Source organism: Pseudomonas sp. B21-019 (assembly GCF_024749225.1).
Classification (GTDB): Bacteria; Pseudomonadota; Gammaproteobacteria; order Pseudomonadales; family Pseudomonadaceae; genus Aquipseudomonas.
Window position 1 is genome coordinate 1,393,170 of sequence record NZ_CP087193.1, and the last position, 16,955, is coordinate 1,410,124.

Genomic DNA, 16,955 nt, shown 5'->3' on the forward strand with positions numbered 1-16,955 from the left:
CCGCCGTGAGCTCAGTCAACAAGTCGATTTTGTTGGTCGATGACGATCAAGAGATACGCGAGTTGCTGGACACCTACCTGACCCGTGCCGGTTTCCAGGTTCGTACCACGCCCGATGGCGCAGGCTTTCGTCAGGCGCTGAACGAGGCGCCGAGCGATCTGGTGATCCTCGACGTGATGCTGCCGGACGAAGACGGTTTCAGCCTCTGCCGCTGGATCCGCCAGCACCCGCGCCAGGCTCACGTGCCGATCATCATGCTCACCGCCAGCTCCGACGAGGCCGATCGTGTCATCGGCCTGGAACTGGGCGCCGACGACTACCTCGGCAAACCCTTCAGCCCCCGTGAATTGCAGGCGCGCATCAAAGCCCTGTTGCGTCGTGCGCAGTTCGGTCAGGAGCGGTCCGGCGGTGAAGTGCTGGCCTTCGACGACTGGCGGCTGGACATGGTCAGCCATCGGCTGTTCCACACCGACGGCGAGGAAGTGATTCTCTCCGGCGCCGATTTCGCCCTGCTGAAACTGTTCCTCGATCACCCCCAGGAAATCCTCGACCGCGACACCATCGGCAACGCCACCCGTGGCCGTGACCTGATGCCGCTCGATCGCATCGTCGACATGGCGGTCAGCCGTTTGCGCCAGCGCCTGCGCGACACCGAAAAACCGCCGCGGCTGATTCGGACCGTGCGGGGCAGCGGCTACCAACTAGCGGCCAACGTGGTTGCCGGCAATGGCCACTGAGTTCCTGCGCAAGCTCGCCGGGCGCGTGCCGGTGCCGCGTTCGCTGCTCGGGCGCATGTTGCTGCTGACCCTGTTGGCGGTGCTGTTTGCCCAGACACTGTCGAGCGTGATCTGGGTTTCGCAACTGCGCGCCACGCAACTTGAAGGGCTGGTCACCAGCGCCCGCAGTCTGGCCCATTCGATGACGGCCAGTGTCAGTTATTTCCGCTCGTTGCCGGTGGCGTTCAGGCCGCTGGTACTCGACCAGTTGCGCAGCATGGGCGGCACCCGGTTCGTGGTGACCCTCAACGACAAACCCTTGGGCATGGAAGTGCTGCCGATCACGCCGCGCAAAGAAGCGGTGCTCAAAGCGGTGGACGAGGTGCTGCGCCAGTCGCTGGGCCAGGACGCGGATATTTCGGTGACGTTCGTCAGCCCCGAAGACCTGCGGATCTTCAATAGCGGGCTGAAACTCGATGAGTTGCCACGCTCCTGGGCGCACTACGCGTTGACCCTGGAGCCAGTGAACCCACCGGTGCTGGTCACGCAAATCCAGATGGCGCCGGGGGAATGGCTGTACATCGCCTCGTTGTTGCCCGAACCCTACACCAGTCTTGAAGAGCAAGGCCTGCCGGCACAGCAAGTCTGGTTCATCGTACTCACCAGCGGCTTCTTGCTGCTGTTCATCGGCCTGCTGGTGCATTGGCAGAGCCGGCCGCTCAAGCGATTGGCGCGGGCGGCGCGGGACATGTCCTTGGGCGCTGACGTCGAACCGGTCGCTCAGGGCGGCGGCAGTGAAGTGGTGGAAGTCGGTCGCGCGTTCAATGCAATGCGTGAACGCATCAGCCGTTACCTGACCGAGCGCAGCCAGTTGTTCAGCGCGATTTCCCATGACTTGCGCACACCGATCACTCGGCTGCGACTGCGGGTCGAATTGCTTGAAGACGAAAAGCTGCAAGCCAAGTTCGGACGTGATCTGGATGAGCTGGAGTTGCTGGTCAAAGGCGCGCTGCAATGCGTGAAAGACACCGACATCCACGAAAACATCGAGCCGGTGGACCTCAATCATGTGCTCGACTGCCTGGTGGAACCGTATCTGGCGCCTAACGGCAACGGCCGCGTGACTCAGCAGGGGCGGGCGCTGGCGCCGTATCCCGGCAAGCCACTGGCGCTCAAGCGCTGCATCGGCAACCTGATCGACAATGCCTTGAAGTACGGGCAGAACGCGCATCTGCACATCGATGACGACGAGAGCGCGTTCGTCCTGCATGTCGACGACGAAGGTCCGGGTGTGCCCGAACAGCGGCTGGAGCAAGTGTTCGAGCCGCACTTCCGCCTGGCCGGGCAGCAACAGGGTTATGGCTTGGGGCTGGGGATTGCGCGCAACATCGCCCATAGCCATGGCGGTGAAGTCAGCCTGCAAAACCTGCGTGAAGGCGGGTTGCGCGTGACGTTGCAGTTGCCGCGACCAATGGATTGACACTGCCCCTGTGGTGAGGGAGCTTGCTCCCGTTGGACTGCGCAGCAGTCCCTCTTTCAGGGCCGCTCCGCGCCCCAACGGGAGCAAGCTCCCTCGCCACAAGTAACCACTCACTTCAAAATCAGGGTGAATGTCACAGCTCGGTGACAAAAGCCGCCCCCTTCGTTACCTGCCCGCCACCGACCGTTGTTTAGACTGGTCCCAGTCATAACAACAAAAAAGGTACCGCATGGACACCTTCCAACCCGCCTTCAGCAGTTGGCTGAACGCGCCTGCCCATCAGCAATGGCTCGCCGCCGAAGGCCTGCGCCTGTTGGCATTTGCCAGGGCTTCAAAGCTTCCCGACGGTTTCGGCAACCTTGATGAAAAGGGACGCCTGGCGGTCAACGCGCAAGCCGAAACCATGAACACCGCGCGCATGACCCACAGCTTCGCCATGGCCCACATCCAGGGTTTGCCGGGGTTCGCCGAGCTGGTGGATCACGGCATCAAAGCCCTCAGCGGGCCGCTGCGTGACGCCGAACACGGTGGCTGGTTCGCCACGCCCGAACACCGCGACGGCAATACCGGCAAAGCCGCTTATCTGCATGCCTTCGTGGCGTTGGCCGCGAGTTCTGCGGTGGTTGCCCAGCGTCCCGGTGCGCAAGCCTTGCTCGACGATGCGATCCACATCATCGACAGCCATTTCTGGAGCGAGGAGGAGGGTGCCCTGCGCGAATCCTTCAACCGCGACTTCAGTTGCGAGGAAGCCTATCGCGGCGCCAACAGCAACATGCACGCCACCGAAGCTTTCCTCGCCCTGGCCGATGTCACCGAGGACCACCGCTGGCTGATTCGCGCGCAGCGCATCGTCGAGCGTGTCATTCACGAACACGCCGCCGCCAACGATTACCTGGTGGTCGAGCATTTCGACCGCGACTGGCAGCCGCTGCGTGACTACAACCACGACAACCCGGCCGACGGTTTCCGCCCTTACGGCACCACGCCGGGTCATGGTTTCGAATGGGCGCGGCTGTTGCTGCACCTCGAAGCCGCGCGGGTACAGGCCGGGATGCTCACGCCGGGCTGGCTGGCCACCGATGCGCAAAAACTCTTCGAACACAATTGCCGTCACGGCTGGGACGTCGACGGTGCGCCGGGCATCGTCTACACCCTCGACTGGGACAATCGCGCGGTGGTTCGTCATCGTTTGCACTGGACTCATTGCGAAGCCAGCGCCGCCGCCAGTGCGCTGCTAAAACGCACCGGTGATGAGCAATACGAGCACTGGTACCGACTGTTCTGGGAATTCTGTGACAGTCATTTCATCGACCGCTGCGATGGCAGCTGGCATCACGAGCTCGATCCGCTGAACCGCCCGAGCGCCGATATCTGGGCCGGTAAACCCGACCTGTATCACGCCTGGCAAGCCGTATTGATCCCGCGCCTGCCGTTGGCACCGAGCATGGCCACCGCGCTGGGGCAGTTGTCCCAGAGCATTCCTGTGTAACCATGTGGTGACATTCGCGCGTCCCTTCGTTACCTGCGAAGGGCTATCCCCTGTTTAAAATCCTATGCAGCGCAAGCACCAGACTTGCATGCATAACAACAAGAAAGGTACTACTAGATGAATGCGATTTCTCGCCTCGCTACTGTCATTTCTCTCGCTTCACTGCTTCCCGTTGCTGCATTCCCGCTCAGTGCCCTTGCCGCCGATTCCAAAGGTTCGGTGGAAGTCGTTCACTGGTGGACGTCTGGTGGTGAAAAAGCGGCTGTCGATGTGCTCAAGGCTCAAGTCGAAAAAGACGGTTTCACCTGGAAAGACGGCGCAGTCGCCGGCGGTGGCGGTGCCACTGCCATGACCGTACTCAAAAGCCGCGCCGTTGCCGGTAACCCGCCGGGCGTAGCGCAGATCAAAGGTCCGGACATTCAGGAATGGGCGTCTACCGGTCTGCTCGATACCGACGTCTTGAAAGACGCTGCCAAAGCTGAGAAGTGGGACAGCCTGCTCGACAAGAAAGTCTCCGATACCGTGAAGTACGACGGTAACTATGTGGCCGTGCCGGTGAACATTCACCGCGTCAACTGGTTGTGGATCAATCCGGAAGTCTTCAAGAAAGCCGGCATCGAAAAAGCGCCAACCACCCTTCAGGAATTCTACGCGGCCGGTGACAAGCTCAAGGCTGCGGGCTTCATTGCGCTTGCCCACGGTGGCCAGCCTTGGCAAGACAGCACCGTGTTCGAAGCGGTGGTCCTGTCGGTCATGGGCGTCGATGGCTACAAGAAAGCCCTGGTCGATCTGGATAACGCGGCGCTGACCGGTCCTGACATGGTCAAGGCGCTGACCGAGCTGAAGAAAGTCGCGACCTACATGGACGCCGACGGCAAAGGCCAGGACTGGAACCTGGAGGCGGCCAAGGTCATCAACGGCAAGGCCGGCATGCAGATCATGGGTGACTGGGCCAAGAGCGAGTGGACAGCGGCCAAGAAAGTCGCCGGCAAGGATTACGAGTGCGTAGCCTTCCCGGGCACCGACAAGGCCTTCACCTACAACATCGACTCGCTGGCCGTGTTCAAGCAGAAAGACAAGGGCACTGCTGCAGCTCAGCAGGACATTGCCAAGGTCGTGCTGGGTGAGAACTTCCAGAAAGTCTTCAGCATCAACAAGGGCTCGATCCCGGTTCGAAACGACATGCTGAGCGACATGGGCAAGTACGGTTTCGACTCCTGCGCCCAGACGGCTGCCAAAGACTTCCTGGCGGACGCCAAGACCGGTGGCTTGCAGCCGAGCATGGCGCACAACATGGCGACCACGCTGGCGGTACAGGGTGCTTTCTTTGATGTCGTGACCAACTTCATCAACGATCCGAAAGCCGATCCTGCCACTGCCGCCAAGCAACTCGGCACTGCCATTAAAGCGGCCAAGTAACCGTTAGCCGCGCCCCCCTGTGGGAGGGATTTTGTGGGAGCCGGGCTTGCCCGCGATGCAGACACCTCGGTTTATCAGTTGCACCGAGGTGATGCCATCGCAGGCAAGCCAGCTCCCACAGAAGGCCGCTCCCACAAGGGAAAGCGCTTGTAATCCTTTCTCTTCGTACTGGATCTTCCCATGAGTTCTGTTGCTGTGTTCAGCAAGGCCTCGCCGTTCGATGCACTGCAGCGCTGGCTTCCCAAGCTGGTGTTGGCGCCGAGCATGTTCATTGTTTTGGTGGGGTTCTATGGCTATATCCTGTGGACCTTCGTCCTGTCGTTCACCACTTCGACCTTCCTGCCGACTTACAAATGGGCAGGTCTGGCGCAGTACCAGCGGTTGTTCGACAACGATCGTTGGTGGGTAGCGAGCAAGAACCTGGCGCTTTTCGGCGGCATGTTCATCGGTATCACCCTGGTGATCGGTGTGTTGCTGGCGGTGTTTCTTGATCAGCGCATTCGTCGCGAAGGTTTCATTCGCACCATTTACCTGTACCCGATGGCGCTTTCGATGATCGTCACCGGTACTGCCTGGAAATGGCTGCTCAACCCGGGCATGGGCCTGGACAAATTGCTGCGTGACTGGGGCTGGGAAGGCTTTCGCCTGGACTGGTTGATCGATCCGGATCGCGTTGTGTATTGCCTGGTGATCGCGGCGGTATGGCAAGCCTCGGGCTTTATCATGGCGATGTTCCTCGCCGGTCTGCGTGGTGTTGATCAATCGATCATCCGTGCCGCCCAGATCGATGGCGCGAGCATGCCGCGCATTTACCTGAAAGTGGTGTTGCCGAGCCTGCGCCCGGTGTTCTTCAGCGCAGTGATGATCCTGGCCCACATCGCTATCAAGAGTTTCGACCTGGTAGCGGCAATGACCGCCGGTGGCCCGGGTTATTCCTCCGATCTGCCTGCGATGTTCATGTATTCCTTCACCTTCAGTCGCGGCCAGATGGGCATGGGCTCGGCCAGTGCGATTCTGATGCTCGGTGCGATTCTCGCGATCATCGTGCCTTACCTGTACTCCGAGCTGAGGGCCAAACGTCATGACTAGTTTCGCTGCCAAACCTGCCATCAGCCTGAGTCGCATCGCGATCTATGGCGTGCTGCTCCTTGCGGTATTGCTGTACCTGATACCACTGGTGGTCATGCTGTTGACCAGTTTCAAGACGCCGGAAGACATCAACTCCGGCAACCTGCTGAGCTGGCCGACCGTGGTCAGCGGTATTGGCTGGATCAAGGCCTGGGGCACGGTTGACGGGTACTTCTGGAACTCGATCAAGATCACCGTTCCGGCGGTAATGATCTCCACGGCCATCGGTGCGTTGAACGGCTATGTGCTGTCGATGTGGCGCTTTCGCGGGTCGCAGTTGTTCTTCGGCCTGCTGCTGTTCGGTTGCTTCCTGCCATTCCAGACGGTCCTGCTGCCGGCCTCGTTCACCCTCGGCAAGATGGGCCTGGCCAGCACAACGACAGGCCTGGTGTTCGTGCACGTGGTCTACGGCCTGGCGTTCACCACGCTGTTTTTCCGTAACTACTACGTCAGCGTTCCCGATGCGCTGGTGAAGGCGGCGCGGCTCGATGGCGCGGGGTTCTTCACCATCTTCCGCTTGATCATCCTGCCGATGTCCACCCCGATCATCATGGTCTGCCTGATCTGGCAGTTCACCCAGATCTGGAACGACTTCCTGTTCGGCGTGGTGTTCTCAAGCGGTGACTCGCAACCCATTACGGTGGCGTTGAACAACTTGGTCAACACCAGTACCGGGGCCAAGGAATACAACGTTGATATGGCGGCGGCAATGATCGCCGGGCTGCCGACCCTGCTGGTCTATGTGGTCGCAGGTAAGTATTTCGTGCGCGGGCTGACGGCCGGCGCAGTCAAGGGGTAATCATGGCTACGCTCGAACTTCGCAATGTAAACAAAACCTATGGCCCCGGCCTGCCGGACACTCTCAAGAACATTGAGCTGTCGATCAAGGACGGTGAATTCCTGATTCTTGTAGGTCCTTCGGGTTGCGGTAAATCGACCCTGATGAATTGCATCGCCGGCCTTGAGACCATCACCGGCGGCGCGATCATGATCGGTGATCAGGACGTCAGCGGCATGAGCCCCAAAGACCGCGACATCGCCATGGTGTTCCAGTCCTACGCGCTGTACCCGACCATGAGCGTGCGCGAAAACATCGCGTTCGGTTTGAAGATCCGCAAGATGCCCGCCGCCGACATCGACGCGGAAGTCGCTCGCGTGGCCAAGCTGCTGCAAATCGAACACCTGCTCAACCGCAAGCCGGGTCAGCTCTCCGGTGGTCAGCAACAGCGCGTGGCCATGGGCCGGGCGTTGGCGCGTCGGCCGAAGATCTACCTGTTCGACGAACCGCTGTCCAACCTCGACGCCAAGCTGCGGGTCGAGATGCGCACCGAAATGAAACTGATGCACCAGCGCCTGAAAACCACCACGGTCTACGTGACCCACGACCAGATCGAAGCGATGACCCTGGGCGACAAAGTGGCGGTGATGAAGGACGGGATCATCCAGCAGTTCGGTACGCCGAAAGACATCTACAACAACCCGGCCAACTTGTTCGTGGCGAGCTTCATCGGTTCGCCGCCGATGAACTTCATTCCCCTGCGTTTGCAGCGCAAGGACGGCCGTCTGTTGGCGTTGCTCGACAGTGGTCAGGCGCGCTGCGAATTGCCGCTGGGCATGCAGGACGCCGGGCTCGAAGACCGCGAAGTGATCCTCGGCATGCGCCCGGAGCAAATCGTGCTCGCGAACGGCGAAGCCAACGGCCTGCCGACCATCCGCGCCGAAGTGCAGGTCACCGAACCGACCGGTCCCGACACCCTGGTATTCGTCAATCTCAACGACACCAAGGTCTGCTGCCGTCTGGCACCGGACGTCGCACCGGCCCCGGGCGAGACCCTGACGCTGCAATTCGATCCATCGAAAGTGCTGCTGTTCGATGCCAAGACCGGTGAGCGTCTGGGCGTTGCCGGCCTGCCAAAAACCGAAGCTCACAGCGCCAACGTGGCCCAGTTCAAAGGCCGCTGAAGATCAAATGTGGGAGCGAGCAAGCCCGCTCTCACAGGGGGGATTAGTGGCGGATGGAGACATCCGTCGCAATCGATGTAAACCGCGTTAGATAAAAACAGTTAATAACAATAAAACGAGGATGTAGGGATGAAGAAGAAGAACAACGCTCAGCTGATCTGCCAATTGACAGCGGTTGCGGCGATGATGCTGGCCGGTAGCGCACACGCGGCTGACGCGTTCAGTGCCGATTCCCAGTGGATGACGGGGGACTGGGGTGGTGAGCGGACCAAGCTGATCGAGCAAGGTATCGACATCAAGGCCGACTACGTCGGTGAAGTGGGCGCCAACCTGCACGGCGGCTACAACGACGACAAGACAGCGCGTTACGCGGACCAGTTTGGTCTGGGCGTGGCGCTGGACCTGCAAAAACTGTGGGGCTGGGATAACACCCAGGCCAAGATCCAGCTCACCAACCGTAACGGTCAGAACATCTCCAATGACCGTGTCGGCGACCCGCGTGCCGGCACCTTGAGCTCCTCCCAGGAAGTCTACGGCCGTGGCCACATGGTCCGTCTGACCCAGCTGTGGATCAAGCACCAGTTCCTCGACGGGAAACTGGACGTCAAGGCCGGTTACTTCGGCGAGGGCGAAGACTTCAACACCTTCCCTTGCGAGTTCCAGAACCTGGCATTCTGCGGTTCCCAGGCGGGTAACTGGGCGACCGGTATCTGGTACAACTGGCCGGTCATGCAGGCAGCGATTCGCGTGAAGTACAACATCACGCCTGAGTTCTATGCGCAGATCGGCGCGTACAACCAGAACCCATCGCAACTTGAGCACGGTAACGGCTTCAAGCTCAGCGGCAGCGGTACCAAGGGCACCGTCTTGCCGGTTGAATTGGTCTGGTCGCCGAAGGTCAACAACCTGCCGGGCGAATACCGTGTCGGTTACTACAAGAGCACGGCCGACGCCAATGACGTCCGTAAAGACGACAACGGCAACGATGCAGCGACCACCGGCAACGCCTATCGCAGCCATGACAGCAAGCACGGTTACTGGTTCGTGGCGCAGCAACAACTGACCACCCATAACGGTGATGCTTCGCGCGGTCTGAACATCGCGGCCAACGCCACCTTCCACGACAAGGACACCAACTTCGTCGACAACTACCAGTCGCTGATGTTTGTTTACAAGGGCCCGTTCGATGCGCGTCCAAAAGACGACGTCGGGATCGGTTTCTCCCGTATCCATGTCAACGATGACGTGAAGAAAAACTCCGAGTTGGTCAACGCCGCCAATGGTGTCACCGACTACAACGATCCACTGTTCGCGCCACTGCGCAGCACCGAGTACAACTACGAGATCAACTACGGTTTCCACGTTACCAACTGGCTGACGGTGCGTCCTAACTTGCAATACATCACTCACCCGGGTGGTGTGGATGAAGTTGATAACGCGCTGGTCGCCGGCCTGAAAATTCAGTCGGTGTTCTAACGCTGTTGCGATAAGCTCCTCTCAATGTGCGCATTTTTGCGGACGGCCATGGCTGTCCGCTTTTTTTTGGGGGATGGCACGCCCTCGGGTGACAGATGATTTTCAGGACCGTGGCACATGCTTGAGCATCCGCTACAACGCTTCTTCAAATCCTTGCGCGAACGTCCGGTGTTTGCGTGGGAGCGCTATCAGATGCGCGACGTGCTGGTGATCGACCATCCGCTGTGTCAGGCGGTGTTCAGTCGTCAGGGCGCGCAGTTGCTGCACTTCCAGCCAAAGGGTCAGAAACCCTGGTTGTGGTGCGCGGCGAAATGGCCGCACGTCGGTGCGATTCGCGGCGGTGTGCCGGTGTGCTGGCCGTGGTATGGCCGCCACCCAAGCGAAAACGCCTGGCCGTCCCATGGCTGGGCGCGCCTGCTTGACTGGAAATTGCTCGACAGCAGCAGTGACGACGATGGCGTGCGCCTGCACTGGCAGTTACAGCTGTGCGACTGGCAAGTGGACTTGCATGCGCACCTGGGCGAACGCATGGATTTGCACTTGAGCACCGAGCATCAGGACGACATGCCGTGCCAGTTGAGTCAGGCGTTGCACGCCTATTGGCGTATTGGTGATGTCGGTGAGGTAGCGCTGTCTGGGCTCGAAGGAGCGCAAGGTTACGATCAGTTGAACCGCCAGGCTTGCCAACAGGAAGGCGAGTTGCGGGTCGACGGTGGGTGTCAGCGCGTGTTCCAGCATGACGGCGAATTGCAGCTCAAGGACCACGCCTGGCAGCGCGAACTGTGCATCGACACCGGTGATCATGCAGACACGGTGGTCTGGCATCCCGGCTCGCGGCCATTGCTGGGCGTGAGCTGGAACGAGATTTCCGAGTTCGTCTGTGTGGAAGCGGCCAGCGGCGGCACCGACAGCCTGTGCCTGGCGCCGGGGGAGCGGGCGCATTTGAGTTTGCAGGCGCGGGTTGGGGCGTGAGAAAGATCAACAGATCGCAGCCTCGCTTCGCTCGACAGCTCCTACAAAGGGTTGGCGTACACCTGTAGGAGCTGTCGAGCGAAGCGAGGCTGCGATCTTTTAAGCGCTAGTTAAATTCATCCCCAATCGGATACCGACTGGCATTCAGGCTTTCCTTGATCTTGCGCAAATGCGGCTGGAAATCCACGCCTCGGCGCAAGGTCATGCCGGTGGCGAGCACATCGAGCACGGTCAGCTGAATGATCCGCGAGGTCATCGGCATGTAAATGTCGGTGTCTTCCGGCAACGGAATGTTCAGGCTCAAGGTACTGGCCTTGGCCAGCGGCGAACCTTCGGCCGTCAGCCCCAGCACCGAAGCGCCGTTTTCCCGGGCGATGCGTGCCACTTCCACCAATTCGCGGGTACGGCCGGTGTAGGAGATGATCACGAACAACTCACCGGTGTGGGCCACCGAGGCAATCATGCGTTGCATCAGCACATCGGCATGGGCGGTCACTGCCAGGTTGAAGCGGAAGAACTTGTGCTGCGCATCCAGTGCCACCGGGGCCGAGGCGCCGAGGCCGAAGAAGTGGATCTGCCGGGCCTGGATCAACAGGTCGACGGCGCGGCTGATCAGGTTCGGATCCAGTGCCTGGCAGGCGCTGTCCAGGGACGCGATGGCGCTGCCGAAGATCTTCTGGGTGTAAGCCTCGGGGTTGTCGTCGGCTTCCACCGCGCGGCTGACATATGCCGCGCCGCTGGCCAGGCTCTGTGCCAGTTGCAGTTTCAGTTCAGGGTAGCCGCTGACACCGAATGAGCGGCAGAAACGGTTGACCGTCGGCTCACTGACCGACGCGGCCTGGGCGAGGGCGGCGATGCTGAACCGGGTCGCCTGCTGTGGGTTGAGCAGGATCACTTCGGCGACTTTGCGTTCTGCCTTGTTCAGGTCTTCGAGGCGACTCTGGATCTGTTCCAGTAAATTTCGCACGCGGTCCATATGGGTTCCTAAATTCACCTGCGCAAACAAGCGCTCGGCTATGCAAATTGGGCCTTTGATACGGCCCATAACGGTGGCCTATCCTACTGATGGCTCCGACCGACCACCACTCGGAATCTATATTTTGCGAAAATGTTGTGGTTATTACTACATTTTCCCTTGAGTGATGCCTTGAAAAAAGGTATTTGTAGCTTAACTTGATAAAAGAACAAACATCATGCCTTCGATTACGGTTGAACCGTGCACCTTTGCCTTGTTCGGCGCTCTCGGCGATCTAGCCTTGCGCAAGCTGTTTCCTGCCCTTTATCAACTCGATGGTGCCGGCCTGCTTCATGAGGATACGCGCATTATCGCACTGGCCCGTGAACCCGGCAGCGAGCAGCAGCATCTGGCGTTCATCGCCACCGAGTTGCGTCGCTACGTGGGCGCCAAAGAGCTGGATGAAGCCGTGCTCGAGCGCTTCCTGGCCCGGTTGAGTTACCTGCATGTCGACTTCCTCAAGGCCGACGATTACGTCGCCCTGGCCGAGCAGGCCGGCAGTGCCCAGCGGGTGATTGCCTACTTCGCCACGCCGGCGGCGGTTTACGGTGCTATTTGCGAGAACCTGTCGAAGGTCGGCCTGACCGAAAACACCCGCGTGGTGCTGGAAAAACCCATCGGTTCTGACCTGGAATCCTCGCGCAAGGTCAACGATGCCGTGGCGCAGTTCTTCCCGGAGAACCGCACCTACCGTATCGACCACTACCTGGGCAAAGAGACCGTACAAAACCTGATCGCCCTGCGTTTCGCCAACAGCCTGTTCGAAACCCAGTGGAACCAGAATTACATTTCCCACGTGGAAATCACCGTGGCCGAGCAGGTCGGGATCGAAGGCCGTTGGGGTTACTTCGACAAGGCCGGCCAGCTGCGGGACATGATCCAGAATCACCTGCTGCAGTTGCTGTGCCTGATCGCCATGGACCCGCCGGCCGACCTGTCCGCCGACAGCATCCGCGACGAGAAAGTCAAAGTCCTCAAGGCACTGGCGCCGATCAGCCCGGAAGGCCTGACCACTCAAGTGGTGCGCGGCCAGTACATCGCCGGTCACAGCGAAGGCAAATCGGTGCCCGGGTATCTGGAGGAGCCTAACTCCAATACCCAGAGCGACACCGAAACCTTCGTTGCCCTGCGTGCCGACATTCGCAACTGGCGTTGGGCCGGCGTGCCGTTTTACCTGCGCACCGGCAAGCGCATGCCGCAGAAGCTGTCGCAGATCGTCATCCACTTCAAGGAACCGTCGCACTACATCTTCGCCCCTGAGCAGCGCTTGCAGATCAGCAACAAACTGATCATCCGCCTGCAACCGGACGAAGGCATTTCCTTGCGCGTGATGACCAAAGAACAAGGCCTGGACAAGGGCATGCAGTTGCGCAGCGGTCCGTTGCAGCTGAATTTTTCCGACACCTGGCGCAGCGCACGGATTCCCGATGCTTACGAGCGGTTGTTGCTGGAAGTGATGCGTGGCAATCAGAACCTGTTTGTCCGTAAAGATGAAATCGAAGCCGCGTGGAAGTGGTGTGACCAGTTGATTGCCGGGTGGAAAAAGTCCGGTGATGCGCCCAAGCCGTACGCGGCCGGGTCGTGGGGGCCGATGAGCTCCATTGCACTGATCACGCGGGACGGGAGGTCGTGGTATGGCGATATCTAAATTGAAACTGCCTCAGGGCGTCAGCGCCCATGAGTTCAAAAGCCCGGTGCTGCTGGCCGAAGGCCTGGCATTGGCAGTGGCCAAACAACTGAGCGACGCGATTGCCGCACAAGGCAACGCGACGCTGGTGGTGTCCGGTGGGCGCAGCCCGGTGGCGTTTTTCCAGCACTTGGCCAAGCAGGCGCTGGACTGGTCGAAGGTGGTGGTCAGCCTGGCTGACGAGCGCTGGGTGCCGGTGGAGCATGCCGACAGCAATGCCGGTCTGCTCAAGCGTTACCTGTTGCAAGGCCCGGCAGCCAAGGCCCAGTTCCTGAGCCTCTACAGTGCCACCGCCAACCTGGAACAGGCCGCCGAGCAGGCTGATCGCTTGCTCGCCGAATTACCGGCGATCGATGTGCTGGTGCTGGGCATGGGCGACGACGGTCACACCGCGTCGCTGTTCCCCAACAGCCCGAACCTGGCCGACTCCTTGAAAGTCGACGGCAGCCGTCGCTGCTGGCCGATGCTGGCGCCGACCGTGCCGCGCCAGCGCCTGACCATGAGTCGCGCGCTGCTGGCTTCGGCCAGGCACACCGTTCTATCGATTTCCGGTCAGTCCAAGTTGACCACCCTGAGCGCCGCACTGGCCGGTGACGATGTCGCCGCCATGCCGATTCGGGCGTTTCTGCAACCTACGTTAGAGATTTACTGGTGCCCATGAACCAAGGATCAGCCGCTATGACAAACACATCCCCGACCGTTTCCATGGCGGACAAAGTTGCCCTGATCGACAGCCTCTGCGCCAAGGCGCGGATCCTGCCGGTGATCACCATCGCTCGCGAACAGGACGTGCTGCCGTTGGCCGACGCCCTGGCCGCCGGTGGCCTCACGGCGCTGGAAGTGACCCTGCGTTCGCAGTTCGGCCTCAAGGCCATCCAGATCCTGCGCGAGAAGCGTCCGGAACTGGTGACCGGCGCCGGTACGGTGCTTGATCGCAGCATGCTGGCCGCTGCCGAAGCCGCCGGTTCGCAGTTCATTGTGACGCCTGGCATCACCCGTGACCTGCTCGAAGCCAGTGTCGCCAGCCCGATCCCGCTGTTGCCGGGCATCAGCAACGCCTCCGGCATCATGGAAGGCTATTGCCTGGGTTATCGCCGCTTCAAGCTGTTCCCGGCGGAAGTCAGCGGCGGCGTCGCAGCCATCAAGGCATTGGGCGGACCGTTCGGCGAAGTTAAATTCTGCCCGACCGGCGGCGTCAGCCCGGCCAACATCAAGAGCTACATGGCGTTGAAAAACGTGATGTGCGTGGGCGGTAGCTGGATGCTTGACCCCGAGTGGATCAAGAACGGCGACTGGGCCCGCATCCAGGAGTGCACCGCCGAGGCGTTGGCCCTGCTGGATTGATCTGATTTACCGGATTTACCAAACACTTCGTTGTGTGTTCTACGGCTTTACGGTGCGCTTGGTCGGTGCACCGTTTTTTTTTGCCTGATGAAAACTCCTGTGGCCGTCGAAACGCTCGTTGTAGCAGCTGTCGAGCCTGCGAGGCTGCGTTCGGCTGCGAAGCAGTCGTGAATCCGGCTGACGCGGTCTGTCTGACATACCGCAATCTCTGGTTTTACGACTGCTGCGCAGCCGAACGCAGCCTCGCAGGCTCGGCAGCTGCTACGGATCGACATCACGCGATACATAGTTACCGCATCTCGTCGCACGTCCAGCGTTAACCTGCGTTCATCTTATGGAAGAGAGAATGTCATGGACGACAACACTGCAGTTGTATCCGCTTCACCGGTTTATCAACTGTCACCCGAGCAGATCGCCGGTCCGTATTTTCGAAACCCGAAACTGATCAGACGAAACATCAGCGAAGGCATGGACGGCGTCCCCTTGGTGCTGCGGCTCACGATCATCGATGCCATGACCGGTCAACCGGTTACCGGGGCATTGGTCGATATCTGGCATTGCAATGCGCGCGGGGCGTATTCGGGCTGGAGCAAGGTCAACCCGGACAAGGAAGTCGATGTGGATGATATCGGGTCGATCCCGCGCACCGACGACGACACCTACCTGCGTGGTGGGCAATTCACCGACAAAATGGGCATCGTGCGGTTTACCACGATTTATCCGGGGTTCTATGCCGGCCGCGCTTTGCACATTCACGTCGCGGTACGCATCACGGCCGGTAATAACTATCTGGAAGAGCGGCATGTCGCCTGGGTCGGCCAGCTTTACTTTCCCGAGGTCGCATCAAGGTCGGTGCTCAACGCCCGTGAGTACAGCGGTCGAGCCGTTTCACCGCTGACCAATGCGCAGGATATGTTTCATCAGCGCATGGGCGGCGAGGCCTCGACCCTCAACATTCACACCATCGGTCGAGACTCGAATGAGGACGGCTTTTTCGGGCACACGACCATCGGTGTCGACACGTTTGCGGTGTCATCGCAAATCAAGCCCGAGGACTTTGATAAATACACCGTGTGACGTCAGCGCAATTCGTTCAACGCCCGGGCCAGTACATCCATGTCCGCTGCCATGGTCGTGAGCCCCGGCGTGATGCGGATGCACGGGCCACATGCTGCGCCGCTGCGCGCCACGGTAAACAGGTTGTAGTCGTTGAGCAGGCGCTCGACCATCACTTGTTGGTCGGCATGCCCGGTAAAGCGCATCGAGGTGATGCCGCAGTACAGGCGCGGGTCATCCGGGGTCAGGACTTCGATCCCCGGTAACGCCCGAACGGCATCGACCCAGCGGTTGCGCAGGTAATTGAGCCGTGCACCCTTGGCGACGGAACCGCCCATGGCGCAATGCTCTTCGAACACCAGCGGCAGGGTCAGCAGGGCCGGGATGTTCGGGGTGCTGTATGGCGTGCGGGCGCGAATGTCGGTGATCGGGAAATGCATCTCGCCCATGTCCGGGTCGATGTCGGCCAGGCGCTCGGGCGCGATGTAAATGAAGCCGAGGGTCAGCGGGGCACCGATCCATTTGTGCAGGTTGTAGCCGGCAAAGGCGATGCCCAGCTCATCGAGGTTGAACTCGATCTGGCCCAGAGCATGGGCGCCGTCGAGGATCACATCGATGCCGTGTTCCCTGGCGGCAGCGGCAATCGCCTGCACCGGCATCACCAGACCGGTGCGATGGGTGACGTGGGTCAGGGCCATCAACTTCAGTCGCGGATAACGTGTGAAAGCTTCGCGGTACGTGGCCAGCAAGCTGTCGAAACTGGCGGGGTGACGGTGCTCGATCTCGATCACTTCCACGCCTCGATAGCTGGCCAGCCAACGCATTGCGCTCTTGACTGTGTCGTACTCCAGATCGCACAGCAGAACCTGATCGCCCGGTTCCAGGCGATTGTAGTTGCGGATCAGCGACTGCAAGCCGTCCGAGGCGTTGCGGGTGAAGGCGACGGCTTCGGCCGGGGCACCGATCAGCTCGGCCAGCTGCGCGCGAATCTTGACGCTTTCGCCCTGTTCGAAGCGCTGGCGCACATGCACCGAGTTGCCGCGGTTGATGAGCTCGATGTTGCGCTGATACTCCTCGACCACGGTGCGTGACATGCGCCCGAAGTAACCGTTCTCCAGGTTCAGGGGGCCGGGTTCGACAGCATAGCGGTCGGTAAAGGTCTGCCAAAAGGCTTCATCACGGGCACGGCGGGTGTTATCGGGCATGGGCGA

General features: G+C 60.4%; 15 protein-coding genes. 13 read left to right on the forward strand and 2 right to left on the reverse strand.

All coding sequences use genetic code 11. The annotated features are described in order from the left end of the window. Positions 1-5 precede the first annotated feature (5 nt). From LOY36_RS06130 to LOY36_RS06170, 9 genes are all read left to right on the forward strand, one after another. Positions 6-737 (forward strand): response regulator, encoded by a 732-nt coding sequence (locus tag LOY36_RS06130; RefSeq protein ID WP_007934711.1) that lies wholly within the window; start codon positions 6-8, stop codon positions 735-737. Continuing rightward, positions 727-2,196 (forward strand): ATP-binding protein, encoded by a 1,470-nt coding sequence (locus LOY36_RS06135; RefSeq protein ID WP_258672610.1) that lies wholly within the window; start codon positions 727-729, stop codon positions 2,194-2,196. Before LOY36_RS06130 ends, LOY36_RS06135 begins: the two co-directional genes overlap by 11 nt. Positions 2,197-2,425: 229 nt before the next feature. Then, a complete protein-coding gene (locus LOY36_RS06140) occupies positions 2,426-3,685 on the forward strand; it encodes an AGE family epimerase/isomerase (RefSeq protein ID WP_258672611.1) in 1,260 nt (419 codons plus the stop codon). Between the two features lie 117 nt (positions 3,686-3,802). Further along, positions 3,803-5,104 (forward strand): ABC transporter substrate-binding protein, encoded by a 1,302-nt coding sequence (locus LOY36_RS06145; RefSeq protein WP_018926471.1) that lies wholly within the window; start codon positions 3,803-3,805, stop codon positions 5,102-5,104. Between the two features lie 180 nt (positions 5,105-5,284). Continuing rightward, complete coding sequence (locus LOY36_RS06150) at positions 5,285-6,193, forward strand: carbohydrate ABC transporter permease (protein WP_018926470.1); 909 nt, start codon at positions 5,285-5,287, stop codon at positions 6,191-6,193. Beyond that, positions 6,186-7,031, forward strand: coding sequence for a carbohydrate ABC transporter permease (locus tag LOY36_RS06155; protein WP_019581464.1), 846 nt, complete (start codon positions 6,186-6,188; stop codon positions 7,029-7,031). The genes LOY36_RS06150 and LOY36_RS06155 overlap by 8 nt, the downstream gene beginning before the upstream one ends. A gap of 2 nt (positions 7,032-7,033) precedes the next feature. After that, positions 7,034-8,194 (forward strand): ABC transporter ATP-binding protein, encoded by a 1,161-nt coding sequence (locus LOY36_RS06160; RefSeq protein ID WP_018926468.1) that lies wholly within the window; start codon positions 7,034-7,036, stop codon positions 8,192-8,194. Between the two features lie 129 nt (positions 8,195-8,323). After that, on the forward strand, positions 8,324-9,670 hold the full coding sequence (locus LOY36_RS06165; protein WP_019651703.1) for a carbohydrate porin: 1,347 nt from the start codon (positions 8,324-8,326) through the stop codon (positions 9,668-9,670). Between the two features lie 117 nt (positions 9,671-9,787). Next, on the forward strand, positions 9,788-10,642 hold the full coding sequence (locus tag LOY36_RS06170; RefSeq protein ID WP_258672613.1) for a D-hexose-6-phosphate mutarotase: 855 nt from the start codon (positions 9,788-9,790) through the stop codon (positions 10,640-10,642). Positions 10,643-10,748: 106 nt separating this feature from the next. Here the strand turns inward: LOY36_RS06170 and LOY36_RS06175 are convergent, their stop codons facing one another. Then, entirely contained in the window at positions 10,749-11,609 is an 861-nt protein-coding gene (locus LOY36_RS06175; protein WP_172901244.1) for a MurR/RpiR family transcriptional regulator, read from the reverse strand. A 226-nt stretch (positions 11,610-11,835) separates the two neighbouring features. On the opposite strand from LOY36_RS06175, the gene zwf reads away from it, so the two are divergent. The 4 genes from zwf (at position 11,836) to LOY36_RS06195 (ending at position 15,765) form a co-directional block, all read left to right on the forward strand. Beyond that, complete coding sequence (zwf, locus tag LOY36_RS06180; protein WP_018926464.1) at positions 11,836-13,305, forward strand: glucose-6-phosphate dehydrogenase; 1,470 nt, start codon at positions 11,836-11,838, stop codon at positions 13,303-13,305. Then, positions 13,292-14,005, forward strand: coding sequence for a 6-phosphogluconolactonase (gene pgl / locus LOY36_RS06185; RefSeq protein WP_258672615.1), 714 nt, complete (start codon positions 13,292-13,294; stop codon positions 14,003-14,005). The genes zwf and pgl overlap by 14 nt, the downstream gene beginning before the upstream one ends. Positions 14,006-14,022: 17 nt before the next feature. Further along, a complete protein-coding gene (locus tag LOY36_RS06190) occupies positions 14,023-14,688 on the forward strand; it encodes a bifunctional 4-hydroxy-2-oxoglutarate aldolase/2-dehydro-3-deoxy-phosphogluconate aldolase (protein WP_018926462.1) in 666 nt (221 codons plus the stop codon). Between the two features lie 351 nt (positions 14,689-15,039). Continuing rightward, a complete protein-coding gene (locus LOY36_RS06195) occupies positions 15,040-15,765 on the forward strand; it encodes an intradiol ring-cleavage dioxygenase (RefSeq protein ID WP_258672618.1) in 726 nt (241 codons plus the stop codon). Between the two features lie 2 nt (positions 15,766-15,767). On the opposite strand, the gene LOY36_RS06200 is transcribed toward LOY36_RS06195, so the two are convergent. Continuing rightward, on the reverse strand, positions 15,768-16,949 hold the full coding sequence (locus LOY36_RS06200) for an aminotransferase class V-fold PLP-dependent enzyme (protein WP_258672619.1): 1,182 nt from the start codon (positions 16,947-16,949) through the stop codon (positions 15,768-15,770). Between the last annotated feature and the right edge of the window lie 6 nt (positions 16,950-16,955).